This window comes from Vibrio sp. S/42/10, from assembly GCF_029890535.1.
In the GTDB taxonomy this organism is placed as follows: Bacteria; Pseudomonadota; Gammaproteobacteria; order Enterobacterales; family Vibrionaceae; genus Vibrio; species Vibrio cyclitrophicus.
This window is the reverse complement of record NZ_JAKMZC010000009.1, coordinates 15,295-40,975: the sequence shown is the minus strand read 5'-3', so window position 1 is coordinate 40,975 and position 25,681 is coordinate 15,295. Positions and strand designations below refer to the sequence as shown.

General features: G+C 43.5%; 23 protein-coding genes. 5 read left to right on the top strand and 18 right to left on the bottom strand.

The window, feature by feature from the left end; translation table 11 throughout:
- Window positions 1-179: 179 nt before the first annotated feature.
- From L8S15_RS11630 to L8S15_RS11600, 7 genes are read right to left on the bottom strand one after another with little or no spacing between them, the layout of a single operon-like run.
- Window positions 180-1,028: a response regulator transcription factor gene (locus L8S15_RS11630; protein WP_010432359.1), complete on the bottom strand. Its 849-nt coding sequence runs from the start codon at window positions 1,026-1,028 to the stop codon at window positions 180-182.
- Window positions 1,029-1,079: 51 nt separating this feature from the next.
- A complete protein-coding gene (locus tag L8S15_RS11625) occupies window positions 1,080-2,138 on the bottom strand; it encodes a histidine kinase (protein ID WP_102357263.1) in 1,059 nt (352 codons plus the stop codon).
- Complete coding sequence (locus L8S15_RS11620; RefSeq protein WP_280573153.1) at window positions 2,138-3,430, bottom strand: hypothetical protein; 1,293 nt, start codon at window positions 3,428-3,430, stop codon at window positions 2,138-2,140. The genes L8S15_RS11625 and L8S15_RS11620 overlap by 1 nt, the downstream gene beginning before the upstream one ends.
- Window positions 3,431-3,439: 9 nt before the next feature.
- On the bottom strand, window positions 3,440-4,234 hold the full coding sequence (locus L8S15_RS11615; RefSeq protein WP_016795440.1) for an outer membrane lipoprotein-sorting protein: 795 nt from the start codon (window positions 4,232-4,234) through the stop codon (window positions 3,440-3,442).
- A complete protein-coding gene (locus L8S15_RS11610; protein WP_010432354.1) occupies window positions 4,227-5,525 on the bottom strand; it encodes an FtsX-like permease family protein in 1,299 nt (432 codons plus the stop codon). Before L8S15_RS11610 ends, L8S15_RS11615 begins: the two co-directional genes overlap by 8 nt.
- A complete protein-coding gene (locus L8S15_RS11605; protein ID WP_010432353.1) occupies window positions 5,513-6,211 on the bottom strand; it encodes an ABC transporter ATP-binding protein in 699 nt (232 codons plus the stop codon). The genes L8S15_RS11610 and L8S15_RS11605 overlap by 13 nt, the downstream gene beginning before the upstream one ends.
- A 47-nt stretch (window positions 6,212-6,258) precedes the next feature.
- Window positions 6,259-6,933, bottom strand: coding sequence for a hypothetical protein (locus L8S15_RS11600; RefSeq protein ID WP_280573149.1), 675 nt, complete (start codon window positions 6,931-6,933; stop codon window positions 6,259-6,261).
- Window positions 6,934-7,274: 341 nt separating this feature from the next.
- On the opposite strand from L8S15_RS11600, the gene L8S15_RS11595 reads away from it, so the two are divergent.
- Both L8S15_RS11595 and L8S15_RS11590 read left to right on the top strand, forming a co-directional pair.
- Window positions 7,275-8,732, top strand: coding sequence for a HEPN domain-containing protein (locus tag L8S15_RS11595; RefSeq protein ID WP_280573147.1), 1,458 nt, complete (start codon window positions 7,275-7,277; stop codon window positions 8,730-8,732).
- A gap of 212 nt (window positions 8,733-8,944) precedes the next feature.
- Window positions 8,945-9,427 (top strand): MepB family protein, encoded by a 483-nt coding sequence (locus L8S15_RS11590; protein ID WP_010432344.1) that lies wholly within the window; start codon window positions 8,945-8,947, stop codon window positions 9,425-9,427.
- A 284-nt stretch (window positions 9,428-9,711) separates the two neighbouring features.
- Here the strand turns inward: L8S15_RS11590 and L8S15_RS11585 are convergent, their stop codons facing one another.
- Complete coding sequence (locus L8S15_RS11585; protein ID WP_102265458.1) at window positions 9,712-10,611, bottom strand: LysR family transcriptional regulator; 900 nt, start codon at window positions 10,609-10,611, stop codon at window positions 9,712-9,714.
- A gap of 326 nt (window positions 10,612-10,937) precedes the next feature.
- Here L8S15_RS11585 and L8S15_RS11580 point away from each other — a divergent pair, with 326 nt between their 5' ends.
- Entirely contained in the window at window positions 10,938-11,690 is a 753-nt protein-coding gene (locus tag L8S15_RS11580; RefSeq protein ID WP_280573143.1) for a hypothetical protein, read from the top strand.
- 719 nt (window positions 11,691-12,409) lie between these two features.
- Here L8S15_RS11580 and L8S15_RS11575 read toward each other — a convergent pair.
- From L8S15_RS11575 to L8S15_RS11555, 5 genes are all read right to left on the bottom strand, one after another.
- Window positions 12,410-13,693, bottom strand: a complete 1,284-nt coding sequence (locus tag L8S15_RS11575) for a serine hydrolase (protein ID WP_010432338.1) — start codon at window positions 13,691-13,693, stop codon at window positions 12,410-12,412.
- A 254-nt stretch (window positions 13,694-13,947) separates the two neighbouring features.
- A complete protein-coding gene (locus L8S15_RS11570; protein ID WP_016767959.1) occupies window positions 13,948-14,556 on the bottom strand; it encodes a DUF3299 domain-containing protein in 609 nt (202 codons plus the stop codon).
- 94 nt (window positions 14,557-14,650) lie between these two features.
- A complete protein-coding gene (locus L8S15_RS11565) occupies window positions 14,651-16,171 on the bottom strand; it encodes a M20 family peptidase (RefSeq protein WP_016797820.1) in 1,521 nt (506 codons plus the stop codon).
- 379 nt (window positions 16,172-16,550) lie between these two features.
- Entirely contained in the window at window positions 16,551-17,426 is an 876-nt protein-coding gene (locus L8S15_RS11560) for an NAD(P)-dependent oxidoreductase (protein WP_016797821.1), read from the bottom strand.
- A 17-nt stretch (window positions 17,427-17,443) separates the two neighbouring features.
- Window positions 17,444-18,343, bottom strand: a complete 900-nt coding sequence (locus L8S15_RS11555) for a LysR family transcriptional regulator (protein ID WP_016797822.1) — start codon at window positions 18,341-18,343, stop codon at window positions 17,444-17,446.
- A gap of 85 nt (window positions 18,344-18,428) precedes the next feature.
- Here L8S15_RS11555 and L8S15_RS11550 point away from each other — a divergent pair, with 85 nt between their 5' ends.
- On the top strand, window positions 18,429-18,707 hold the full coding sequence (locus L8S15_RS11550) for a DUF2798 domain-containing protein (protein ID WP_016785456.1): 279 nt from the start codon (window positions 18,429-18,431) through the stop codon (window positions 18,705-18,707).
- Window positions 18,708-18,949: 242 nt separating this feature from the next.
- Here the strand turns inward: L8S15_RS11550 and L8S15_RS11545 are convergent, their stop codons facing one another.
- From L8S15_RS11545 to phhA, 4 genes are all read right to left on the bottom strand, one after another.
- Window positions 18,950-19,666, bottom strand: coding sequence for a YebC/PmpR family DNA-binding transcriptional regulator (locus tag L8S15_RS11545; protein ID WP_010432326.1), 717 nt, complete (start codon window positions 19,664-19,666; stop codon window positions 18,950-18,952).
- Between the two features lie 96 nt (window positions 19,667-19,762).
- Window positions 19,763-19,972 carry a DUF3283 family protein gene (locus L8S15_RS11540; RefSeq protein ID WP_010432323.1) on the bottom strand — a complete coding sequence of 70 codons (210 nt, stop codon included), beginning with the start codon at window positions 19,970-19,972 and terminating at the stop codon, window positions 19,763-19,765.
- Between the two features lie 283 nt (window positions 19,973-20,255).
- A complete protein-coding gene (locus tag L8S15_RS11535; RefSeq protein WP_010432321.1) occupies window positions 20,256-20,594 on the bottom strand; it encodes a 4a-hydroxytetrahydrobiopterin dehydratase in 339 nt (112 codons plus the stop codon).
- A complete protein-coding gene (gene phhA, locus L8S15_RS11530) occupies window positions 20,584-21,378 on the bottom strand; it encodes a phenylalanine 4-monooxygenase (protein WP_016787479.1) in 795 nt (264 codons plus the stop codon). Before phhA ends, L8S15_RS11535 begins: the two co-directional genes overlap by 11 nt.
- Window positions 21,379-21,577: 199 nt before the next feature.
- Here phhA and L8S15_RS11525 point away from each other — a divergent pair, with 199 nt between their 5' ends.
- A complete protein-coding gene (locus L8S15_RS11525; RefSeq protein WP_280573135.1) occupies window positions 21,578-23,614 on the top strand; it encodes an acetoacetate--CoA ligase in 2,037 nt (678 codons plus the stop codon).
- A gap of 194 nt (window positions 23,615-23,808) precedes the next feature.
- Here L8S15_RS11525 and L8S15_RS11520 read toward each other — a convergent pair whose 3' ends face one another.
- Window positions 23,809-25,503 (bottom strand): FAD-binding oxidoreductase, encoded by a 1,695-nt coding sequence (locus L8S15_RS11520; RefSeq protein ID WP_171387619.1) that lies wholly within the window; start codon window positions 25,501-25,503, stop codon window positions 23,809-23,811.
- Window positions 25,504-25,681: the final 178 nt, after the last annotated feature.

Sequence of the window (25,681 nt, the reverse complement as noted above, 5' to 3'; positions counted from 1 at the left end):
TGTCATTCATCAACAATATACAGATTGAATTAATGATTATTATTTAATATTTAACCCGATGAATATCTTTGTGATCTGCATCCTCATTTTATAAACCATCACGCGCTATAAAAAATCGACAGTATTCGTTTAAAATGGCGTTTTGATAAGAACTTATTACGTCCCTTTAAAATCAATGGCTACATCCCTTTAAAGAGCACTTGCGACGCTCGACTAATAGGTAGCTTCTCGCCTGATACATACGCCGACATTTGACCTGAGAGCCCTTTCTTCACCTTATCAATGGCCGAGACTTTCACCACGACAGAACGATGGATCTGCCAAAACTCATCAGGATTAAGCTGGGCGATCAGCTCTTTTAGTGATACGCGAAGAATAAACTCCTCTAACGAACCGCCTTGGCCTTTTTTGAATATCGAGACGTACTTGTCTTCCGCTTTGAAGTAAGCCACATCATCAACGGCGATAAGGTGGATGTCTTCCCCAACGCTGGCTTTGAGCCAAGTGAGATGCTTTTTCTGAGATTGAGAAGGAGACAGCATTTGCTGTGACGTCGATTGTGATAACTGTTGAAGCTGAGCCATTAACGCCGTGATATTCGGTTGTTCTGGCGTAATACCTGATTGCGCTTGGTTACTCGACAGACGCGCTTGCACCTTCTTACAGGTAGCGAGTAAGCGCTCTTCATTGATCGGTTTAAGCAGGTAATCCATCGCATTGTGCTCAAAGGCTTTAACTGCGTATTCATCATAAGCGGTAATGAAAACCACCAAGGGCGGCGAATCTAGCTTGTTCAATTGTTTCGCCAACGAGATACCATCCAGCTCCGGCATACGAATATCAAGAAAGACCACATCAGGCTCAAACTGCTGAATACTCTGCATCGCCTCCAATCCATTTGTTGCCTTGCTGACAATCTCTAGCTCAGGCCAAACCTCAGCAAGGCTCTTGTCTAGGTGATGCCTTAACAGTGCTTCATCGTCTGCGATAATTGCCGTTACGTTCGGCTTTACTGCTGGGTTAGTCATTATTATTCCTTTAAATTCACACTGTAAATCGTCTGTTTTTAGTTGCTGTTCTTAGAGTTTCGGCTCATCGCTCTCGGAGCCAGTTTCGCTTATGAGCGGTAATAAGATCGTCGATACCACCCCACCCTCAGCTTGCTCAGTGATCGTCAGGCTAGCTTTCTCACCGTAAAGAGTTTCTATTCGCTGACGAATATTGCTCAACCCAACACCGTGCCCCGTATTCGCAGAAGGCGTTTTTAGCCCAGCGCCATTGTCTGAAACTTCGATTTTTAGCAGCTGTGCTTGTTGAGTAATGCAGATATTCACTTTACCACCTGCGGCTTTGGGCTCGATGCCGTGCGTGAGTGCATTTTCGACTAAAGGTTGAATCAAGAACGGGGGAATCACCTGCAAATAGCTAATCTCGTGTGTTTCAATAGAAAACGCTAAACGCTCACCCAAACGTATCTTTTGGATATTAAGATATGCGTCTAACAAGTCGACCTCTTGTGCGATGGTCGATTGCTCAGTACGGCTGTTTTTCAAAGTCACACGCAACAAGTTAGTCAGTTTTTCGAGCATCAACTTGGCTTTCGTGCTGTCACTCTCAATCAATACATTGATGGTCGCAAGTGTGTTGAACAAGAAGTGCGGTTCAATTTGGCTTTGCAATTGCTTAAGCTGGCTTAGCACCACCACCTTTTCTTGATCGGCCTGACGACGTTTGGCTACTTCCAATTCGTTGTCGGCACGTAACTGTTGCTCTCGGGTGTAGAAATAGTAATAGCAAACCGAACAGAAAATCACACCGAGCAACACCACAGATTTAAGGTCCGAGATATTGGCTCCGAAATATCCGTTCAACCAGTAGTGCGCATTCAAGGTACCAACCGTCATCGCGAACACCATTGAGATCCCCACTTCAAGCGTTCGGGATGTTCTCTTGAACAACTTAACCAACATGAAAGAAGAACCCACCGCGCTGTAGCCAAAGCCAAAACTGATTGCCAGGTTAACCGTTAATCCACCGCCCCAAATCGTATGGGTTGTAATCGCAATAAGAACACAAAATAGCGTGGTGAACGCGAAGCTTTTAATCCATGAAAACCGACTGTTTGAAGAAGTGTTCATTAAAATCGTCCTTTGATATTTAAGAGAATCATATGACTATCAGGTAAGTTGGCGTAAGCAGAATCATTTTTACCTTCTAGAAAGCGTGCAGCAAGTTCCAAATCCAACGATGAATTACCATTATCTAAAGCCTGATAGTTGAGCCACTGCGTTGCAATAAAGCCGCCGTCTTGTGGAGATAACATGACGTCGAATGTCGGCGTGATATCTTCAAGCCAGCCATGTGTCGAATCCATAGACCAGTGAAACATGATGTTGTGTTGAACTAAATTGGCGTGCTGATAGCCTTGCGCATAAGAACCTGCCAACGAAGCTGTCATCGGATTAACCGACAAAGACACTGCACTTTCTATCGCACTTTGCCATTCAGAGTTACTCCAAGCTCGGCTATCAAACCAATATTCCAGAACCACATTGTGCCCCGAGTCATTGGCCCATGTTAGTCCTGCCAACGCTTGATAAGCCTCGCCCTGCTCTTCTAGATAAACCGGTTTAAGCATTGAGCTCGGCTGACTGTAGCCTAGGCTTTGTCGCTGATAAACCACAGAACCGTGAAACTCCCACGCGAGGTTTAATACCGAAACCAAACTAGCCCCGAGCAAGCCGTGGCGTACATCATCGTAATAAGCGACCCATTGATATTCGTGATCGCCCACTAAGTTATAACGACGTATCCCAAGCCCTTGTTGCTGATTCTGCTTTTCGAATTCATTTACATCTTGGGAAGTCCATGACGAATCACTGTAAAGCAATGTCCACTCGCCCGTCATATCGAACAGTGACGCCGAAGCGACTCCCGCCCCTTCTTCAACCACAATACCCACAGGATTTTGGCGATAAGGTTTGATGATGTCTAAAGGCCGATAGCCATAACCCCCCCCCCAATCCAAACGAACCTTACCAAGCGTCACATCAAGATAGTGGTCACCGATTACTGAATTCGACATCTCAACACCACCTTGCCAAAACAACTCACGCACAATGAATTCAGACTCAAAGCTCGCGTCTTGTTGTTGAGGGTTGTTGCTTAGAATATCGTTGGCTTTCACGGCAAACAGGCCAAGCCAATTGCCATAGCCAACCTCTAGATCCAGCAAACCATTGAGTGACTGACGATTATCTGATGCTAAAGGACTGAATGGCGATTCTCGCGATTCAACCGACTCAGCGCTCAGTTGCCAATCCCAGGCCAAGCTCAGATCGTCTGCTTGAATCGTGTTACTCACACAAGACAAAGCAAGCAAAGTAGTGATTGAAGACTTTATGTGGAATCGGCGATTGGGCGCTTTCATGACGTCCACCTACAGACCAGAAACACTGTTACGCGATAAATAAGCAGGGTTGTAATATTTGTCTTCCAAGCTTTGTTCAATCACTTTGCGGTACTCAATCACGGTTTTCTTGCTTGGTTGAATCTTATCGAGCAAGGTCATCGACACCACTGTGGGTAAACCATCACGCACGCCCTCAGTAAACCAAGCTTGTTTTGCCAGCTTTCCTGAACGCAGATACAGATCCGCTTTAACTGGAAACGCTCGGTCTGCCGTTAACCACAGATCAATCGATTGATAGCTGGCACCCTTAGTTTTCGCCGCGAGCTTTAGGTGATGGGTATCGAGCTGTTCACCATTGGGCATCTCAACCTGCTGATCGGCAACCCACTCGCCTTGGTAATCTTCGCTCCAAGTCAGCGTCGAGATATCGCCAACCGACGCTTCACCTAATAGCTTTTGCATTGGTGTGATACGAATTGGGCGGCGCGATTTCGGCATCAGTAACCAATAATTATCTTCAATCATCAGCATCTTTTGACCTGCCTCAACAGCTGATTTAAAGACGACTAATGACTCTCGATTTGGCCTTGTGTAGACATTGTATTCTCGCGTTTTATCCAATTGCTCGTCTTGATATAGCGCCACCAAAGACACTACCTTAGACGCCTGTTCGCTGTTCAAGCGATAGCTATCCGCTTTGGCAATCATCTCAGTGACTTGTTGTGAATCGACAGCCCAGCTTGGTGTCGATGCTAGAACCAGAGCCAAAACAGAGCCCAACGCGCAAGCCAAGATATTGAATGAACGAGTTAATTTACACATAAACGAGTGCCTCCGTGATTGGCTTATTCACGCCTTTGCGAGCAGAGAAATAAGCAGCCAGCAAACATATCGTCAGCACACCTAAAGTGGCGTAACCAACCAGTTCCAATGAGAAGTAAATGTTGAGTGGATAACCTTCGGTTCGACCCGGAGGTGGTGGCATTTGTATATCAACCACCAGCAATAACACCGACACTAAGCCACTCACTAGCGCGCCAATCATGCTACCAATCACCGCCAGTAGTCCCGCCTCTTTTAAGAAACCCGCCACGATTTCAGAAGGGTAACTGCCGAGTGCTGACAAGGTGCCAATTTCACGAGTGCGTTCGGTCACCGACATGGTCATGGTGTTAAACAACGACACAAACACTACCAACGCCATCACTGCACCCATGATGCCGAAGATCCGGTCGTAAAGATCTTTAACCTTGGTATAGAAAAACGCGCGATCTTGCCATGGAGTGATCTCGATCTCTGATCCTTGTTCGCTTTGGCTAGCGCTATTTCGATCTAAAGCAGTTTGGATACGTTGTTGAACGGTCGAGGTCTTGCTTGTTTCAAATAGGAACACCGATAAGGTACTGACTTTGTCTGAGGCCAAAAGCTCTTGAGCGGCAGTGATATGAACATACAGCTGACGCTTATCCAACTCTGGCACGCCTGTCGAGTAGATGCCCTGCACCTTAAAATCAAAAGCGTTCAAAGCACCGTCACTTGTTGTAGCGAGCAGAGTCACCCAATCTCCTACCGCAGCTTTAAGATTACGAGCCAAGTCAGTACCCAGCATCACTTGTGGCTCTTGGCTATCGTATCTTGGGGATTTCACATCCGACAGGGTTTGCCCGCTGCGCACATCAAGGAAAGGGCCTTTCATGTCGAACTCACGCTCATTGACACCCGTTCCCATAAAGATGGTCGACTTACTGCCGTTAGACACCAAACCACTGAAATAGACTCGCGGCTGCACACCACGCACGTCACTATCACCGATAATGCTCTTGGTTAGCGTTTGTACGTTATCCAGACCATTGCTCAGCGGCATGTCTTCATCTTGTTCAAAATAACCTGGCGTACTCAAAGTAAGGTGGCCAGTATCACGCGCAGTCGATTCTCTCAGTGACTCATAGGTGTAAAGCCCATAACCACCAGCACTGGTCAGTGCAAATACCGCAATGGCGATGATCAACACCGACAACAAACTACGTCGACCATTTCTTAATAGATTAAGCCACGCCAAACGCACCGAAGTTGGAAGTAAAAACGTGCTCATTCTTTGTGTTAACTTGCCCATGAGATCGTCTCCGTTGCTGTGGCTTGTGGAGCCAATTGTCCGTCGATAAGTTCAATCACTCGGTCACAACGCTGCGCCATTCTTGGGTCGTGCGTTGCGACGATAAAAGTCGTACTCATTTCGTGACCAAGCTCTTTCATAATGTCGATCACAAGGTTCGCAGTGTGGCTATCTAAGCTCGCGGTCGGCTCATCGGCAATCACTAAGCTTGGGTTGTGGATCAGTGCTCTGGCAATCGCGACACGTTGTTGCTGACCTCCAGACAAGTTGTCTGGACGATGATTAACGTAATCCCCTAGCCCAACACGCTCTAACATGTCTTGCGCTCTGCTCTGCTGTTCTTGCTTTGAGCATTGGTTCAACATCAATGGGTAAGCGACATTCTCAAGCGCAGTCATTACAGGAACCAGATTGAATCGCTGAAACACAAAACCCAGCGACTGACGACGAAAACGTGCAGCGGCGATTTGCTCTGTCGGATACGGTTGGCCATCAATATTAATCTGCCCTCGATAATCCATATCCAATAAACCAAGAATATTCAAAAGTGTGCTTTTTCCTGAACCCGACGGCCCACATAGCGCCACCATTTCACCGCGTTGGATCTGACCATCAACGCCCTTGAGTGCATCTACGCTTTGACCACCAGTCACATACGCTTTGCCGATACTGTTAAATTCGATCATTTCATTGTCCTCTGAAGACCAGCTCGTTAATGAGATTTAGTAAACCGTTATTTAGCATTTGCAATGAGCGCCTTCGCAGTCATAGTTTCGATATTGCCAGCATCAGCAGTTCCCATTTTTTCAAGCCACACTTGTGCTTGTTTGAAGTCTTCAGCGCGAAGCGATGCGGTAATGGCGTAACGGTAAATCCAGGATGTCGCTGCGAAATGTTGTTGCTGGAAATCATCTTCCGCGAGTAACGAGAGGAACAGGTCATAACCACGGTCAAAGTGGTTAAACATGTCTGGCAGAGAGGTGTAAGTCACCGCAGCCATGGCGCGAGTTAGGTAAGAATCTGGCAACCCTTGAACGCGAGGTTGTTCATGAATCGGTTGGACTTCGTCTTTAAGCAGCACCAGTGATTTATCAATTGTCGATAAGCCCTTCTCCACATACTTCATCTTGTTCCAAGGCAAGAATGCATCACGTCCCATTAAAGTTTCAGTGCTGCCTAGGTAAACCAAGGTTAGTGGCGTAGCACCATCTTGTTGTAGCGTGTCGTTCAGGCGTTCGTAAGCCACTTCCACCAAGTCTTCATTGCCTTGCGCGGCTTGGTTGTAGATATCAAGCACGTCTGAACTTGGGTTAGCTAAAGCTAACGTAGGAGCGAAGGAAACAAGCCCAATCAAAAATGAGCGCTTAAATAGAGAAGTAAGTAAGTAAGTCGTGTTTGCAGTAGTCATGATTTCTAATCCCTTTCAAATGTTGACGTTGAAAGGTTAACTAGAATTTGTCATGCAGTTTTATCAATGCGACGAATGGTCATTACGAGGAGCGAATGGTTGAGCTGGGGCGTGAGTGGAAAATTCAAAAAAGAAAGAGTAGCGAAAGAATAAAATGGATGGATCAAAACATAATCTGATATTGCCCATTTCAGGCCTTGGACAGAGCTGACTCAGTTCTGCCCCATTCCGTGTTTCGACCGAATGAGCACACAACTACACCTAAGTATCATTTGACTTACTTTTCATAATGTCAGTATTTTATCTAAATGACCGCAACTAATAAATTAAGGTGGGTATTGATGCAACTATCAGCAAGTGAGTGTGAGGTATTTTCAAAGCTGTTAAAAGAACTAGCTCGTACACATAAAGTCTGGTTAGATGATCCTGAGGCTTACTACCAAAAGGTTAAAATGGGCAATGCAGTATTGACATGGATTGATGCTCCTAATGACCTAAAGGAAGAAATGAGAGAAAAATGGGAAAGTAAGGAACCTTGCATTTATCAGTTGCACCATTCATCGTGCTCCCTATCTCTAATCCGAGAATTAGCGACGCTTATACATAAGAGAAACCTCAATTGTTTATCCTATGAACTAAACCCTATTATTGAAGAGATAGTATACGAGTATGCTAATTCTGATTTGGATGGTTTTGCTCAATGCATGATACATGACGGAGAGCAATTCGATGTTAAATTTCAAACGTTAAAAAACATTATAAGTCGTCGAGTGTGGGCCTTTAAAAAAGAGTTTATGCGCTCTGTTTATCAGTTCCCAGTAACGATGTTTAACCTGAGCAATGAGTTACAAATAAGCAAAAATATTCGATTAGTGCCTGCATACGAGATTGCTCTGACGGAAAAGGAGCTAACCCATTTTAAAGATACGAGAACATTTAACTATAACTATAACTATAACTATAACTATAACTATAACTATAACTATAACTATAACTATAACTATAACTATTATCTAGAAGTCTCTGTACCAACACAATGCAGTAAGAAACTATCACGACAACTAGCGGAAAGAGCTAGAGATGCTACATATAACGCATTGAAGCTTTTAGCCACTAGATTATCACCCCAAGCCATCCCGCTACTGGCGTCCAATGATAGAAATAATCACCTGTTTGATTTTTACAGAGTAGGAAAAGATAGAAATAACATGGGTAAAACGACAACTCGTAATTTTCACTCTTTCCAGTCCGATTCAGAACAATTTTGGCTAGCTTTTCATGAGAGTAGAGCTTGTGAAACAAACTATATAGACACCGTATTTCAGATACCTGAATTACTATTAACACCTAATTTTTCAAGTCAAAGGGTCGTCGAGCGTTTAGAGCGAGCTTTATTATGGTATGGGGATGCTACCAGAGAACCTAACTTCTATCAGCAAATACAAAAGCTCGTCAGCTCAATGGAAGCACTGGTCAATTTTCACGAAGATAAACTTACAGAGGTCTTCAAACGAAGAGTTACTCATTTAAACATCACTCACAATGGACTTAGTGATTTGATTGAAGACAAAGCAGAAAAACTCTACAAAGCTCGTTCAAAAATCGTTCATGGCTCATCAGTCGATGAGAGATTGGATTTTTGTGCCATTGATTTTTGTTCGGAAACTCTAGTAAGAGCTATCTACTATTTTTCTCTCTTTGGCTTTGAAAAAACAGGCTTCAACAAAAAATTACCTAAATTTCTGGATGAGTTGCCAACACGTGAAGAATTACAGCGCGATAGGAGCTTAATTGCATAAGTAGACTAAAGCTCTGTCTTACTGGTTGCTTTTCGAACTTTTGAATACTTGAGTGGCTTTCTTCATTAGATAACGGCTCATTAACGTGTACTATGTTAGATCGAATTTTTTGAAGGGGGAGCATTTTGTCTCAGTATAAGTATCTTAATCAGGTAAGTGTGTTTATACGTCATAACTTCATATCTAAAGGATGCGAGTTAACCAGTCCCGTCGTGTTAGATCGATATCCTCAGAATAGTAAGTATGAAGCTCTTGAGTTCTCAATAGATGGAAAAAAAATACTTTATAGAAAGGGAAATGTTACACCAGATAGACCAGGTAATTTTCTATCAATATGGAAGAGACCTGATGAAAATAGTACCGATCCGAGAAGAACGATGCCTTACGAAGAACATGATTTAGATTATCTTTTTGTTGAGGTTAGTGATTGCGACATATCGAAGAGAGGTATTTATATCTTCCCGTTAACTGTTTTGGTTAATAAGGGAGTTGTAACCTCAAACAAAGCTAAAGGGAAAATGGCTTTCAGAGTTTTTCCGCCGTGGACTTCAAGCCGTGGAGAGTTAAAATCTAAAGTTTTTTCCGATTCAGCAAAGAAAACTCAGAGGTGGCAGAGTAATTTCTTTTTATGGATTGAAGATAATGAGATTGTTGACTTAGACAAATTCAATAATATTTTCATTAATTTAAATTAGGTTTACTCAATCCTCTTAGACCAAACCTTTTTACTGGTGTGACGCGATTTTATTCATCATACTAGCTTTCCAAAACCCCGTTTTTTCTCCCATACAAAAAGTGATTGGTCAATTGCTAACTTAGGAAATTTACTGGCTCATTTATGTCCAGAACTTGGATAGTCCAATATTTAACTCTTGGCGCTTTATGACTCAAAGTGCCCTAAACGAGTTCATAATAGATCGCTCATCAAGATAAATACTTCTATGGCCTGATAAATTCATCCCAATAAAGTGTCCATTTTTTAGTACGCTGATTTGTTTATATAATAATCAGCGACCTTGATGATCGATTTTTTTACCTGAGCAATTTGTTTTGAATGTGGACACCAAAGGGATATAGGAACCATTATTTCTTGTTTGATCTCGTCACATTTTATCTCTACCAAATTTTCAGTCACATATTCAGACTCAATTATCGACTTTGGTAAAAGAGCCCAACCAAAATTATCTTGGACAAGCTTAATAATGACCGCTAATTGATCAACATATTCATGTTTTGAAGAAACGACAACCTTCTCCGTCATTTTATCATCGACCATAGATTTGAGTACAAACTGGCGTAAAGATTTCATCGTTGAGAGCGTTTCGTTTGAAGGCTTAGCCGATAATTCACTTCCTGCATGAGCAAATGGAACAAAAGGCATATTCCCCAAGAAAGTAAAATCAATACTATTAATCACTTTGCTTTCGTATATGTTCACAATCCCAAAATGGATGCTTCCGTCTTCAATCCCTGCTTTTATTTCTGGTTTCGTTCTGACCAAAAAATTAACGCGCATAGATGGGAAGTCTTCATAAAGCTGTCGACGAATTTTAGAAACAACGTGATGAGGTAAAAAGCTCGCATAGGCTATCGTCACCGATTCTAGCCCGCCAAATGAAAGACTTAATGCAAATCTATCAAGAGTTTTAGCCTGCTCTAGAATTTGCTTTGCGTAATGATAAAGGAGAACTGCATCTTCAGTGGGTTCAACACTGCGGCTCAACCTATCGAATAGAGTAATCGCTAACTGGTCTTCTAAACTCGTGATGACTTGTGCAACCGTTGTTCGGTGCTTATTTAATTTTATCGCAGCTTTACTAAAAGCCTGCTGTTCATATACCGCAACGAAAGTATTTAGTTGCTCAAGACTAAAATTCATATCATGCCCTGCGAGTCTTCATATTCGATAATAAATCTTACCACCAGAGTCTACATTAACCAATACAGCGTCTGTTTCTCTTATCAAATAACACATTTCTATCATCACGCTCTAATTTCAATTCAAAATATCTTCCCAAATACACTTTAAACAGGCGAATAGATATATTTTTCACCACGAGAAACCGAGCTCACCCCCTTTCCTGACGCTGCTTAGATGGCAGCGATGGTTCGAGCCCATCGCTAGAGAGTTAATGAGTCTAAAAACCTTATGTAAAGTTGCGTCATTGCTTCGGCAACTTAACTTAAATAACTCAGGAACGTACCATGAACACTCTAAAAATGACCGCTTTGTCTACTGCTTTACTTGCTACCATTTCTATTTCTGCATTTGCTGGCGATGATACTCAAAAAGTCGATCCATCCGATATGACTCGTGCCAGCTCTAATATGTATGTTGCAACCAATAACAAAGGTGACCTAAAACTATCAGGAGCACTATCATACGCTTATGACAACGGACAGATGTCTATGTTCACATTGGAAGGTTCGATGGATAATGAAGGTAAATATAAAGACAGCCGAGCTCAATATTTCCATGTGTTCAACATAAATAATGCTATTACACCTCGCGTAGCCGCATCATTAGATATCATTGATAATGCAAGCTTTACTACTGCTGCAGTAGGTGGTGTCGCTATTTTCAGAACTCCAATCGACTCTCTGACCTTTTTCGGCCGTGCAGCAGTAATGGGCGGTGAATATTCAGACAGCACAACAAGTGCCTTTGGTGTTACAGACAATAGTATCGTAGGTGGTATGGCTGCTGCTTATGCAGTTTGGAAGCCAGGCGCCGATGGTACTTATTTTGCAGCCTACCCAGAATTTACGTACATGGATGGTGATATTGAAACGAGTACTGTTAAAACCACCCTACTGGCAGCAACTCCTTTTTCGCCAGACAAAACACGTTGGGGACAAGTCAAGGTTGAAAATACTTATGGAAGCATGGAATCAACCACTCAAAAACTAGACATTGACGACACCGTGGTTTGGTTCCAATACAAAGTATTCTTCTAAAACGATCAAAAACCATCATACGTTAAAAGGAGAATCGAGAGATTCGCCTTTTTTAAATTTTGTTTCTCTTACATCCTCTCACTTTTCTCTATTAAAATAGCCACGATTTACTATTCAGTTCGGCCTTACCTTGAACTGACTCTCTATCTCTATCTCTATCTCTATCTCTATCTCTATCAAGTACATCTACATCCCGTATTGATTCAACACTCAAAACCTTATTCCAGCGAGCGAATTCGATGCTTCTATTGATTGATATCTAACTGTTTACGTTTGCTAGTGCATACCTAAACCCATCAAGATAAGTGAATTCAAACGAAGCCTCTCTTGAACTTACACTGCATCCTAACCCTACGTGTATTGCCAATGAGTATAGGGTAAGAGGAGCGAATGTATCGTCTGAATGCAATGAGTAACGGGAAGAAGCTCAAACAAGTCGTATCTATATGATGACGTAAACTTATTTAGGCTCTGACATCGGTGTTTAACCACGAGCCTAAAACGCATAACAGTGTTACTACAGCGATAATGGATAGTGCTGTAGATAAATAACCTAAAGGTTTCGTGATGCTTAATCACCCGCTCGCAAGGAATCAATAACCAAACTCAGCAAACAAAAAACGCCAGTCAGGCGACTGGCGTTACAAAAAAGATAAAACTTATTCAATGTTCAAATCTATCAATGATTGGTCACATTAGGTGGTAATCATCGTGCATAATTAGCGGCTAAAATATTTCGCAATCTCACGAGCATAAGTTTCTTCTTGGTTTTTACCGTTACTGGTTGAAAAGAAAGATATAACTAAGTCTTTTTCTGGTGAAATATACACACCTTGACCGCCAACACCTGCCTTGAATAAGTCGCCATCCTCAAAGATTGCATCAAATTGATAACCATTCTTGATGTTTGTGTCGTTGTAGAAAGAGTTTTCCATCATCTTGCCAACATAACCACCACCGTAAGCTTCTGAGTTACCAGAGTCTTGAATTAACGTAATGACTTCTTTGCTAACTCCACCATTACCCAACTTTATGGCGGACGGAGTAAGTAACATGCCGAATTTAGTCATATCTTCAATTGTGGTATTCATTGAGAAAAACATTAAAGGGTATCCCCCTTGTGGAGAAACGACAGTATAAGCGTCATTATTAGCCCCCATCTTCTGCCACATATCACGGCTGACAATCTCATTCATGGGTAAGTTACGAACGTTCTCAATAAGCCGAGCTAGAACAAACGTATTAATTGAATTGTATTCGAATGTTTTTCCGCCCGGTGCTCTTCGCTTCATTTCAGCAAGTACTTCAAGTGGGCTTTGGTTGCCTTGACCTTCAAACACGCCAATGGAAACCGCCCATTTAAACCAAGGTTGTTCTGGGTTTATACGTGAGTCTGCCTCTGGCTCATCATGCTCTGTTGCGTTCAAGCCTGTCGCCATATTTGCAGTATCAGAAACGGATACCATGTCCCAGTCAGATCCCTTTAATTCAGGAATGTATTTAGAAATAGGGTCTCCTGGGTTAACTTGCCCCTCGTTGACCAATTTAGCCAGCTCGATACCTACTGTAATTTTCGAGTTTGAAAACCAATTATGCTTGTCTGTTTTTCGCATCGTGTTGTAACGCTCAAAGACAACCTCTCCGTTCTTAACAACAAGAAAAGCATCGACAGGATAGGAATTGAGATGTTCGTTTAGAGTCTTGCTTTCACCGTGTACAGTCGCTGATATTTCGCCAATATTTTGGTCAATTTGATATGGGAATTGATAGACAGGCCCATCCCGTTCTATTTGAGCGGTAGGGTAGAAACGACTTAGGTTCTGCCAAGCAAACTTGGATTGCTCGATAGGAAACTGAAGTTTAACTCGATTGCCTTTTTTCAAAAAAAAGTCATGAGTGTTGTAAACATCTACATTTGTGGATGATTCATTAACGATCTCATTAGCACACGCTGAGCCTGCCGACAGAGCCGTTACTATGGATATAGCGATTAAGCTTTTCATATTGGTTTTCCTATTGGTATATAAGTGCTGTAGGGCGGACTGCATGCAAAAGCTGCGAGTCAGTCGCCTTTGTTAATACAGATACGGTATAAGGAAAACGGAATAACACCTCATCGCCTCCGATGGATTGCCCCCCTCAAAGATCGAAGTGGGGAGCATGAAGATAAGTGAGTTAGACAGTACATAGTGAGCCGATTGAACCTAACGATTCCCCCGTTAGTCACCATTTTATATTCTAAATTCGTTGAACAGATTTAGTGGTACAGCTCAATATCCGACGCATCAATGACGTATCCAGTTTGAATATCTTGATTGCCATCAGAAAGTGCAACCGACGTATCAACCGCCCCTGTTTTAATATTCCCTGTCACCCATACTGGTGTGTATAAACTTTGTAATTCATGGCCTTCTGGAAATTCGACTAAAATCGTTTGGTTTACAGGTGGGGGAGGTGTGTGAATGCAAGCCCCTGCGGTAGGCACCAATATAAACTGCTTTCCTATTAAACCTTCCATTTCGAGCGGTACTAAAAATCCGGCTAATTTCATATCGTTAATACTAAGGTCGGGAACAATATCGTTCGTTTGTTGTGTTCTTTGTACAAGCAGCTCACGTACGTTTAAGCCAAATTGTTCAGCCAATACCACACGTTGATTGTATCCATCTTTTTCCATTGGACTTAACTGACGAGTTTTTTGAACAGCCTCGTAGGCGTAAATCTCAGAAAGTAGCGCCTTATTCCCAGGAGAAAGAACCTGATACTGATTCTGCACAGGTCTTAATGACTCCCAAGATATCGTTTCAGCAGCTTGTGTGAACAAACTAAAACAGCAAGCCATAACCATTAATAATGTATTTTTCATGTCAATATTTTCTAATTAGAACAAGGGCTAATGAAAAAATGGCTAAGAAAATCTTAGCCATCGTCTCGTTTTATATGAGTCAATAATATTTAAATTACAAACTTTCGAGGTTATCCATTAGTTGGTAGAAGAACCCAATAGAGCGACCGTATTCTTCAACTAAGATACGTTCGTTCACGCCGTGGAAGCCTTCGAATTCTTTTACGCTTTCTAATTGTATCGCCGTCATTGTATATACATCAGGGGCAAAATCTCGCGCTTGGAAGTGTTTAGAGTCTGAACCACCAATAACAAAGAACGGTGAAACAATCAGATCATTACCCCAAGTTTGGCGAATCGTTTTCTCTAACATGGCATAACCTGGACCACTAGGATCCGCAACATTGGTTGCAGGCGTTGATGCTGAGATATCACGAATGGTCATTCTTTCATCGCCGATCGCTTTCTTCACATGTTCGATAATCACCTCAGGAGTGTCACCCGGCATCGGTCTAAAGTTTACAACTGCGGTAGCTGCTGGCGGTAATACGTTGTCTTTAATACCAGCATTAAACATAGTAACCGCCGTTGTAGTATGAAGCATGGCGCGAGTAACCTCATTTTTAGACATCACATCAATAAATTTTTTCTCTAAGTCCGTCACCGTGTCGTTTTCGCCATAGGCTACGGCTTTGTACAGTGGTTGCTGCGCTTCTGGGAGTTCCGGCCCCATGTATCGATATTGGTATCTCACCGCATCATGAATTTTGTAAGGGAATTGCGCTGCTTCAACTTTCTCAACTGCTTTTGCTAACGCGACAATATTCGATTCTTCTCCCGGTTGTGATGAGTGACCACCAACACCATTGATAGCAATCTCTAGACTAACGAACCCTTTTTGAGCAATGCCGATTAATGCCGTGTTTTCACGGATGCCAGGAAATATACCTGGGACAAGAGGAGCAGATTCATCCATAACAAACGCAATTTTCTCATAACGTTGCTCAATGATATCAGCCGCGTGCTTGGCACCTTCTGGCCCACCCACTTCTTCGTCGTGGCCGAATACAAACAAAATGGTACGTTCAGGCTGGAAACCTTCTTTTAGCTTCATCTCAGTAGCTTCTAACAGCGCCTGAAGTTGGTTTTTGTCATCTAATGAGCCACGACCCCAGATATAACCGTCCTTAATCGCGCCTGAAAACGGCTCTTCTTTCCACTCATCACGAGACTCTTCTGCAATTGGTACTACATCTTGGTGCGCCATAAAAATAGCGGGAGCAAGTGATGGATCTTTACCTTTCCACGTGTAAATCAAGCTGAAAGGGCGCGGGTCACCGACTTCTTCTCGCTTGAGTGTTTTGTGCACTAATGGGTACGATTCTTCAAGAAATTGGTGATAGTCACGAAAAGCCTGCTCGTCAAAATCACTGCGATCTTGGTTAGAGATAGTTTGAAACTGAACCGCTTGCGATAAGCGTTGCGCAGCACCTTCTATATCAACTTGAATATCCACTTTTTCGACGCCTTGCATTTGCATCGAACTAAAATCTTGCTCATCAGCCCATACTGAAACACTAGCGGTCAATGCCAAAGCAGAAGCGATACTGGTAAAGAGTTTTGATGGTTTTGTCATGATTTGAAGCCTTAATTAGGTAGAGAGTAAATCTGTGTTTTGGTTTATGCGGTAATTATTAACGAACAATACAGGCCAAACCAATCTCTAGCGATGGACTCCATCCATCAGAAGGCGTCGGGAACAATTTTTAGGGGGATGAGTAAAATTAGACATGACTTTGTAGGGGGAAAAGTTTTTACATTCTCGGAAATGCTCCGAGCTCACCTTAAGATATGAGATTTGTGACAAGGTTTTGTTCGATGGTGAGTTTCAGAACCAACGCTTTCACTGCATTCCTAAGTTCACACAAACAAAAATAGCCGCTAATCAGCGGCTATTTTTAATTATCTAAACGAAGCTTTACTGCTTATTCGCTGGGACAATTTCTTTGTTTCTTCTACTTCTTCGTCTCTTCAACGACAGCTTTCATCAATACTGACGTATCCATGCGGCCTTGTCCTTCAGCAGACAATGCCTTGTATGCGTTGTTGGTCTTTTCCGTCAATGGCAATTGGATACCTTGACGCTCTGCTTCATCTAGGCAGAAACCTAAGTCTTTGATCATCCAGTCAATTGCGAAACCGAAATCGAATTTGTCTTGCGCCATTGTGGTCGCGCGGTTTTCCATCTGCCATGAGCCAGCTGCGCCGTTTTTAAGGCAATCGACCAGAGTTGGGATATCCAAACCTGATTTCTCTGCAAGTACCAAGCCCTCAGATAGGCCGTTCAATACACCTGCAATGCAAATCTGATTGACCATTTTCGCGCGTTGGCCTTGGCCGACTTTGCCCATTAGAACTGACGACTTACCGTAAGCTTCAAATACAGGTTGAAGGTCGTTGAATAGCTCTTGTTCTCCACCACACATGATGGTTAATACGCCGTTTTCTGCGCCCGCTTGGCCACCAGACACTGGTGCATCCATAAAGCGAACACCCGCTTTCTTCGCTGCCACTTCAAGCTCTTCAGACAGAACCGCAGACGTTGTGGTGTGATCAACAAGAATCGCGTTTGGCTTCATTGCGGCCAGAGCGCCTGTTTCACTGGTCGTCATGCTGCGCACGTCGTCGTCGTTGCCGACACAAACCAATACTACGTCAGCTTCGGCTACACATTCAGCCACGCTCTCAGCAGCTTTACCTTGGTGTTTATCAGCCCAGTCTAATGCTTTGCTGTGAGTGCGGTTAAATACCGTCACTTCAAAACCGGCTTTGACTAGGTGGCCTGCCATTGGGAACCCCATTACGCCTAGCCCGATAAAACTTACTTTCATTTCTTACTCCTTTTTATTTAACTCAGCTCATCGTGATGGAATGACTGAACGCTCTCAATCAAGGTTTCGATAAGCAAGGTCAAAGCCTTCGGCTGATATTTTCTTTCTTTGTACACTAAATACGCTTGGCGATCACCCCGATGATACTCAGGGAGCACTTGAATCAGATTCATTTCTGGAGAAACATGGCGAAAAGGCAGTGAGGCGATACCCAGCCCCTTTTGCGCTGCGGCCGCAACGGCATAAATATCATTAACGATGAACTTGGGTTTAATCGTCACCATCTGCTCTAAGCGATCGGATTTGTAGAGCGGTATATCAAACACATCATCGACATTAATCCACTCTTGATGCTCGAGATCGTCTGGATTTTTAATTTCTTCACGAGAATCTAAATATTCTTGGCTCGCAAAAAAGCCATGCTTGGCCTTAAACAGTGGTCGAGCAATCATGCCGTCCATGTCGGAAATTTTAAACGTGATCAACAAGTCACGATCGGTTTCAGGCACTACTTGCTGCTGACTCAAAATGAGATTGAGCTGCACGTTCGGATACTGAGTGAGGTATTGCTCAACCGTTAGCCGAAGAAAACCACTATAGAAGTTATGAGGCACCGCGAGCTTTATCTTGCCTTGAATCGCATCGCGCTCTTCAAGCAGGCAACTAAACCCTTGATGCAAAGATTCCATACCACTGCTCAGCGCTGCAAAGGCCGCCTCACCGTCTTTGGTGGCCACCAGCTCTCGTCCTTTCTTTTCCAGAAGGCGGATGCTCAAGCGCTCTTCCAAGGCGGTTAACCGACGCGACATGGTCGACACAGGCAATTGCAGACGTTTCGATGCTGAAAGCAAAGAACCCTCTTCAACCACTGCGCAGAATAAAAACAGATCATCAATGTTTCCAAATATGGAATTCATACTTCTATACGTGCCTATTTTTCTCATTAATGGATATATGTAACCTTATCTCATCAACAACAGAAAATCACGGGAGAAACATACCATGAACAATAAACAATTTTGGGTCACCGCCCTTTTGTCTTCCCTGACCATGGCAACGATTATGTCTGGAGTTATCTCAGGTTATAAAATGGGATTCAGCCACGAATGGCCGTCGATTTGGCTGCAAAGCTTCTTTATTGCTTGGCCTTGCGCATTAACGCTCAACCTAACCGTACTGCCATTGATTCGAAAATTCGCAGCATGGATTTGCAAGCCAAAAGCTAAAACGATGCCGACCCCATTGCCTGAAACTTCAACTTCACCGGAAATGATGAACTAAATGGGTTACTCAACTAGGTCGATCATGTCGCCAATATAGAACGATGATCAAGGGAAATTCGTCCGGTAGTTTCGAACAAATACGGGAAATGAAAACAACGATCAATCTCGGCCTGCAAGCAAAAACAAAGAAAACAGCCAACACCCAGAGTCACACTTTTAAGTTCTTCTATCTCTGAATAAACGGCATAAAAAAACCGAGCACTAGGCTCGGTTTTTTAATAACTGTTGTTACTGTAAAGATTACAGCTCAGCGTTGTGGTAAACCTGCTGAACGTCATCACAGTCGTCAAGCATGTCTAAGAACTTCTGGAACTTCTCAGAATCTTCTTCAGCAACTGGTGTAGTCGTTTGAGGAACGAAAGTGATTTCCTCAACGTCTAGAGTTAGCTCTGGGAACGCAGTGTTTAGTGCAGTCTTCGTTTTGAAGAACTCAGTCGTTGGAGCGAATACAGTGATAACACCGTCTTCTAGCTCAACGTCAGTCACGTCTACGTCTTCCATCATTAGCGTTTCTAGAATGATCTCGTCATCTTCGCCTTTAAACTGGAATACAGCTTGGTGAGCGAACATGTGAGAAACAGTACCTTCAACACCGATTTTCGCGCCAGTCTTAACGAAACATTGGCGAACGTCTTGGAAAGTACGGTTGCCATTGTCTGTTAGACAGTCAACGATTACGCTTGTGCCACCTGGGCCAAAACCTTCGTAACGAGCTGGTTGGAAGTCTTCACCGCCGCCGCCGTTAGCTTTGTCGATCGCTTTTTCGATAACGTGAGCTGGTACTTGGTCTTTTTTCGCTTTAGCAATCAGGTGCTTAAGAGGTAGGTTCATGTCTGGGTCAGAGCTACCGTTCTTAGCCAGTACGTAAATCTCTTTACCGTATTTAGAATAAACTTTAATTTTTGCGCCTGCAGTTTTCGCCATTGAGGCCTTGCGCACTTCAAAACTTCTTCCCATCGGGATCTTCTCTCTGATTCAGTTAACGGAGCAAATTCTAGCAAATTACTGTGTCATTTCAATTCTACAGCTTTGCTGGGTAAGGTTTGTCTGCGTTTATGCGACACCCATTACCCGTTTGTATTTTTCTACAGACTGTTCAAACCAAGCCTTTTCTTCTGGATCACCTAGCTTCATTGCTTCTTCAACAATGGCTTCAGGGCCACATTTCGCTTGCTTCAGTTTCCATACAAGAAACGATGCCTGCTTATCCAGTTCGATTTTATTTTTCTCGCTGGGTGGAAGGAGTGAAAGGTTGATAGACATTATTAGCCTTCGTCTGTAATACACTTGGCCGAGAAATATATCATAGAGCAGCCTCATAAAACCAATACTATGAGCAATAGTGGGGGTTGTAGGACGAGAAAGCGGCAAGTCACTGATGCAGGTCAAGCTAGTTTGGGAGAAGTTACACCCTATGATACGAAAGTATCGCTTATTCAACTCATACCATGAGTTGATTAAGGTGATTATTCAGCTCACCTTATGAGCCGAATAATGAGGTAATAACACCACATAAGGTTGCAAGAGTAACCCCTAACCCAAAATACTATTCACTCACAGCAAGCACATCACAGCGTGAGGCGCAGATGAAATCATTCTTGTGCAGGCCTTTGATTGAGTGGCTCCACCAAGTAACCGTGACTTTGCCCCACTCCAATAAGATCGAAGGGTGATGGAATTCTTCTTCTGCCAACTCCGACACTTTATTGCTGAATGCCCATGCTTGTTTGTAGTTCTTAAACTTGAACACCTTCTCAAGCTGTGGGGTACCGTCTCTTTCGATGATCTGCCAATCAGACAACTCCAACAGTAAAGACTTTTGTTCGTCTTTACTTAGGGCAATCGCGTCGATACTGCAGGCTTCGCATTTTTGTTCATTCAACATGTGTTGGTTCCTTAGGTTCAAAAAGTGGTGGTAATAATCCCTCATCTATCGCTAGATCAGCTTGCTGCAATAGGTTTTCCTGGCTGATTTTGAAGAGTTCAGACAGCTTATCAATCACATAATATTTCGGTTGTATAATATCGATACGATAAGGTGTTCTTAATACGGTTTGCAGATCAAACCGCTCACGAACGGCCAAATCCGCTCCCAGCGCATACATGGTTTCCGCCGGAGACGAAAGAATGCCGCCGCCATAGATTTTCAGCCTATCGCCTTCTTTTACTAAACCGAACTCGACCGTAAACCAATACAAACGGGCAAGATAGGCGCGCTGTTTAGGTGTTGCTGCTTGGCCTAGTTTTCCGTAATGCTCAGTGAATGTCGCAAAATCGATATTGGTGAGCATGGCACAGTGTCCGAAAATTTCATGGAAGAAATCGGGCTCTTGTAAGTAATCGAACTCGTCTCGCGTTCTCAGAAATGTCGCGACTGGGAATTTCTTATTGGCGAGCAAATCAAAGAAACGGTCGAAATCGATCAACGCAGGCACAGGCTGAACCTGCCAACCTGTTGTTTTAATTAGAACTTTATTTATTTCTGGAAGCTGGGGAACTCTGTCTAATGGCAGATCCAGCAGGGTCAAGCCATGCAAATAAGCATCGCATGCACAGTCATTAATGACGTCCAGTTGCCTTTTTACCAAGTCGTGCCAAATAGCGTCTTCTTCGAGGCTCCACTCAACCCATCCCTCTTGGCTCACGGGCTTAGAATGATATTGAGTCATTACACACCTCCTTTCGAATGTCTCACTTTAAGCCTATCTCCACTCGTTATATCCGCCAATTTGCGCGACTTTTCGAAACAGGCGATCGTGTAACATTTTATTTACACAATTCCGACAGCCCCTTATTTTGCTGATCTTTTGACTTTGTAAAACCTAAATACCAGACTGAAAACGTTAACTTTTTGTTAAAGGTAAAGGAATGCACGAAAGCAATAAGCCAGTTTGGCAACCTAGCGAGCAGCGCATCGCAGACGCCAACTTAACCCAATTCATGGATAGCCTTGCTCAGCAGGGCGTACTCGGACGGGAATTACAAAACTACACGGATTTCCATCAATGGTCCGTGGAACATCCCGAGTCGTTTTGGCAGAACGTTTGGCAGTTTTGTGGAATGGTGGGCTCGCAGAACAGTATTGATAACGCACAAAGAGAGCTCATCAAAACTCAAGGAGAGAGCCGCTGGCTGCAGCCTAAATCGAATCGCGATGCAGTTTGGTTTCCGAATGCGCAAGTAAACTACGCCGAAAATTTGCTGCGCTTGGCGCATGAGATACCGGATGAACGTGCTATTTGGTTTGAGAATGAGCGTGGCGAACAACAGAGTTATACATGGCAAACCCTAAGTGAAGGCGTCTCTAGCGTTCAACAATGGCTTGTTGATAACGGAGTTCAACAAGGTGATGTGGTTGCTGCTTATACGCCTTATCTACCGCAAACCGTGATAGCGATGTTGGCGACCACCAGCTTAGGGGCGATTTGGACATCGACCTCTCCCGACTTTGGCGTAGAGAGTGTGATTGAACGATTTGGCCAAGTGAAACCTAAGGTGCTATTCACCTGTGATGGCTACACCTTCAATGGCAAAACGTTCGATATGACGGACAAGAACCATGAAATCATCGAACACTTAACCGAGCTAAAGCAGGTGTGTCAGATCGGTTATTTAAAGCCAAGTGATGATTTAGAGAAGAGCAATTTGGAGAAGAACAAAGTTAAACATGGTGTGTCAATCCAAAGTTGGATAAACATCATTAGTCACTATCAACCAAAGCCTCTTCGATTTACTCGTGTGAACTTTAATGAACCACTGTTTGTACTCTACTCTTCTGGCACAACGGGCAAACCCAAGTGTATTGTGCATTCTGTCGGTGGCACCACCATCAATCACCTAAAAGAGCATCAACTTCACTGCGATGTTAAGCCACACGATCGCATGTTCTACTACACCACTTGTGGTTGGATGATGTGGAACTGGCACGTCTCTGCGCTCGCCAGCGGGGCTTGTTTGGTGATCTTTGATGGTAGCCCGGTTTATCCGCAAACCAATGTACTTTGGGACTTGGCACAGCGCGCGAATGTATCGTTGTTTGGCACCTCAGCCAAGTATTTAGAGGCGATTGAGAAAGCCGAACTCTCGCCAATAGACAGTCACTCGCTTCCTCATTTGAGAACACTGTGCTCGACGGGATCCGTGCTTTACCCAGAGCAGTTTGATTACGTTTACAAACACATCAAACAAGACCTGCATTTAGCCTCAATTTCTGGCGGCACGGATATTTGTGGCTGCTTTGTATTGGGTAACCCGATCTCGCCTGTGTATCGCGGTGAGTGCCAACAGGCAGGGCTTGGAATCGATATCAAGGTGTTCAACTCTTCTGGTGACAAGGTCAATCACGAACGTGGCGAACTCGTGTGTACAAACTCCCTACCCAACTTCCCTGTTGGTTTTTGGAATGACACAGGGGGGCGCTACCACAGCACTTACTGGGACAGGTTTGATAATGTGTGGCATCACGGTGATGAAGTCGCACAGAGCATACATGGTGGCTACCTGTTCTACGGGCGAGGCGACACCACTCTCAACCCTGGTGGCGTGCGAATTGGTACTGCCGAGATCTACCAGCAAGTGAATACCATTGAGGGCATTGTTGATTCGATAGCAGTCGGCAAAGACATCGACCGCAATGAGCAAATATGGCTGTTCGTTCAACTGCAGCAAGGTGTGAGCTTAGATGATAACTTACTGACAGCCATCAAAAGTAAACTCAAATCCTCTTGCTCACCGAGGCATGTACCAAGCCAGATTTTTGCGATCAGCGACGTGCCAAAAACACGCTCTGGTAAATTGGTGGAGTTGGCAGTGAAGCAGGTCGTGAATGGCAAAGATGTAGAAAACCTCGGAGCAATCGCTAACGCCGAGGTTCTAGAAGAGATAAAGCGTGCTGTTTCGCTGTAGCGCTGAGACCTAGAAGAACATGATTTAGAAATAAAAAGTCCTCCGTGGAATTTAACGCCGCGGAGTTTTTTTGATCTTCGTATTCGATTTATCTAAGTGGGCTAATCAGCACGAGCCTGTCATTATCAATCAAGGTTTGAGCTGTTCCAATCGGTTGTCCAACCATCTGTGCCTCAAACCTCGAACAGCTAAATTCAAAACTCAAAACTTTCAGTATAAATTTGTGCTGCTGGGACGCCTATTGAAACTAGGTACTCAGTCATATCCCTCATAAATTGAGTCGGCCCACATATATAGGCTTGCTGGCTAGCCGCATTCGGCACCACCTTTTCCAGTGCATCTTCTGTCAACCGCCCCTGACGACTACTAATGATATTTATGTAATTGAAACTAGGGTAATTCATTGCTCGGCGTAATAATTCTGATTGGCTAATGAGGTGCTTTTCATCTCTTTCTATGTGGATCATAGTAATGTTGGTTTTGTCTTGTAGTGAAAATGCGCCGATACCACGAACCATCGCCAGATTAGGCGTAATACCAATGCCAGCACTCAGTAACAGCAAATGTTTAGGAACGACCGGTTTTTGCGTTTCTATGTCCAATCGAATTGCAGTCATTTCGCCTTGAACACCCAGCAATTTAACTTGCATGCCGAGCTCCGCATGGTCGTGTAACCAGTTCGTTAGCAACCCATTTGGGACACGCTTCACCGTAATATCTAATGTATTGTCGCCATTAATACTGTTAGGAGTTTCCGATAGAGTCCAAGTACGTACCTCAAGCGGTTCACCATCGGGAATATTGGAAAATTCAAAAGTAGCATATTGACCAGGCAGAAAAGCAATACGACGCGGTATCACAAAGCGGAAAGTCTTAACATGCTCGCTTTCGTCCACAATTTTCGCCAACGTTGCCACTTGCGGATATTCAGTTTCAGAATCTAAGATTTCTGCACCCGCTACCACAGGGTTATAAGGAGAGTAATCTAAGCGTTGCCAACGATGGCTGGTAACATTGTCTGTTCGGATAAGACTTGTTATGTGAAAGACTATTTTCCTTGAAGCACCTTCATAACTCCCATCGTGTGCCCAATCTACAGTTGCTCGGCCTGTCATTTGAATCATGCTACCTGATTCAAAATTTACTAAAGTAACTCCAGCTCTATCACAAGATTCCAAATTACCCGAGGTAAAAAACATGCCATTACCACGATACTCAGGCCACTCTATGATAGATGGTGATATTACTCGTATAAAACCTGGTTGCCCGCCTCTATGATTGCAATCAGCACCGACATTAGGTGCATAACTGCCGATCCACAAAGTATCGATTGTCCGAACAAACGCTTGATCATCAGGAGTTAACTGAGTGCGGATTACTGCCTTTGCATCTTTGTTTAAGGCAGACGCTTCATTTGATGCATGGATGATTTGTCTACGATTAATGTATTTAGGGCAGTTGGGGCTATATTCCTCAACTTGTAAATTCAATCCACGGCTCTCTTGATTCATTGAAGTTAGCGAAGTGCCGCTAATGCGATGTCTTATTCTTCTATTTAAATCAATTCCTAATAATGAAAGAGGCGTGCCAGGCTCAATAAATTTAAGTATTTCAGAGTTTGGGATGCAACTTGCGGAGATTGAAATTTCGTGTTCTGAGGTAGCCGTTAAATCACCAGCTTTGCCGAACAAAGGGGTTACCCACACAGACTGACTCTTTATATCAACACTTGCTAAAGCGGCAAATGATTGAGCTGCCAAAAATGCATCATGACTAGAAGAAAAGCTAAGGGCACTGCGCTTACCGGCAGCGAGTTCAGCGGCTGCGCCTCTTGTTCCCGCTTTGTCTTGGGCTGCTAATTCCCCCGGATGATAAGATAAAAAAGACATAGTATCCCTTATTTTTTCGTTGTTAATTTGCTTGCTTCAGAGCTTTAAAACCATCGAGGCTTTCTACCGAAAAAAGCCATGTTTATAGCTGAATCCGTGCTAGTCATGGATGGTGATTAATTAAAAAACTGACGGTGCTGTCCAGCATGTGCGGGCAAACAGCCTGTCGATAGAAATG

What these genes read in the sequence shown, in the direction of transcription:
- L8S15_RS11560 (WP_016797821.1), bottom strand. Translation starts at nt 17,426, where the DNA reads ATGAAAGTAAGTTTTATCGGGCTAGGCGTAATGGGGTTCCCAATGGCA.
- L8S15_RS11595 (WP_280573147.1), top strand. Translation starts at nt 7,275, where the DNA reads ATGCAACTATCAGCAAGTGAGTGTGAGGTATTTTCAAAGCTGTTAAAA.
- L8S15_RS11610 (WP_010432354.1), bottom strand. Translation starts at nt 5,525, where the DNA reads ATGGGCAAGTTAACACAAAGAATGAGCACGTTTTTACTTCCAACTTCG.
- L8S15_RS11605 (WP_010432353.1), bottom strand. Translation starts at nt 6,211, where the DNA reads ATGATCGAATTTAACAGTATCGGCAAAGCGTATGTGACTGGTGGTCAA.
- L8S15_RS11615 (WP_016795440.1), bottom strand. Translation starts at nt 4,234, where the DNA reads ATGTGTAAATTAACTCGTTCATTCAATATCTTGGCTTGCGCGTTGGGC.
- L8S15_RS11620 (WP_280573153.1), bottom strand. Translation starts at nt 3,430, where the DNA reads ATGAAAGCGCCCAATCGCCGATTCCACATAAAGTCTTCAATCACTACT.
- L8S15_RS11555 (WP_016797822.1), bottom strand. Translation starts at nt 18,343, where the DNA reads ATGAATTCCATATTTGGAAACATTGATGATCTGTTTTTATTCTGCGCA.
- L8S15_RS11580 (WP_280573143.1), top strand. Translation starts at nt 10,938, where the DNA reads ATGAACACTCTAAAAATGACCGCTTTGTCTACTGCTTTACTTGCTACC.
- L8S15_RS11630 (WP_010432359.1), bottom strand. Translation starts at nt 1,028, where the DNA reads ATGACTAACCCAGCAGTAAAGCCGAACGTAACGGCAATTATCGCAGAC.
- L8S15_RS11535 (WP_010432321.1), bottom strand. Translation starts at nt 20,594, where the DNA reads ATGTTGAATGAACAAAAATGCGAAGCCTGCAGTATCGACGCGATTGCC.
- L8S15_RS11575 (WP_010432338.1), bottom strand. Translation starts at nt 13,693, where the DNA reads ATGAAAAGCTTAATCGCTATATCCATAGTAACGGCTCTGTCGGCAGGC.
- L8S15_RS11550 (WP_016785456.1), top strand. Translation starts at nt 18,429, where the DNA reads ATGAACAATAAACAATTTTGGGTCACCGCCCTTTTGTCTTCCCTGACC.
- L8S15_RS11625 (WP_102357263.1), bottom strand. Translation starts at nt 2,138, where the DNA reads ATGAACACTTCTTCAAACAGTCGGTTTTCATGGATTAAAAGCTTCGCG.
- L8S15_RS11570 (WP_016767959.1), bottom strand. Translation starts at nt 14,556, where the DNA reads ATGAAAAATACATTATTAATGGTTATGGCTTGCTGTTTTAGTTTGTTC.
- L8S15_RS11585 (WP_102265458.1), bottom strand. Translation starts at nt 10,611, where the DNA reads ATGAATTTTAGTCTTGAGCAACTAAATACTTTCGTTGCGGTATATGAA.
- L8S15_RS11540 (WP_010432323.1), bottom strand. Translation starts at nt 19,972, where the DNA reads ATGTCTATCAACCTTTCACTCCTTCCACCCAGCGAGAAAAATAAAATC.
- phhA (WP_016787479.1), bottom strand. Translation starts at nt 21,378, where the DNA reads ATGACTCAATATCATTCTAAGCCCGTGAGCCAAGAGGGATGGGTTGAG.
- L8S15_RS11545 (WP_010432326.1), bottom strand. Translation starts at nt 19,666, where the DNA reads ATGGGAAGAAGTTTTGAAGTGCGCAAGGCCTCAATGGCGAAAACTGCA.
- L8S15_RS11525 (WP_280573135.1), top strand. Translation starts at nt 21,578, where the DNA reads ATGCACGAAAGCAATAAGCCAGTTTGGCAACCTAGCGAGCAGCGCATC.
- L8S15_RS11600 (WP_280573149.1), bottom strand. Translation starts at nt 6,933, where the DNA reads ATGACTACTGCAAACACGACTTACTTACTTACTTCTCTATTTAAGCGC.
- L8S15_RS11520 (WP_171387619.1), bottom strand. Translation starts at nt 25,503, where the DNA reads ATGTCTTTTTTATCTTATCATCCGGGGGAATTAGCAGCCCAAGACAAA.
- L8S15_RS11565 (WP_016797820.1), bottom strand. Translation starts at nt 16,171, where the DNA reads ATGACAAAACCATCAAAACTCTTTACCAGTATCGCTTCTGCTTTGGCA.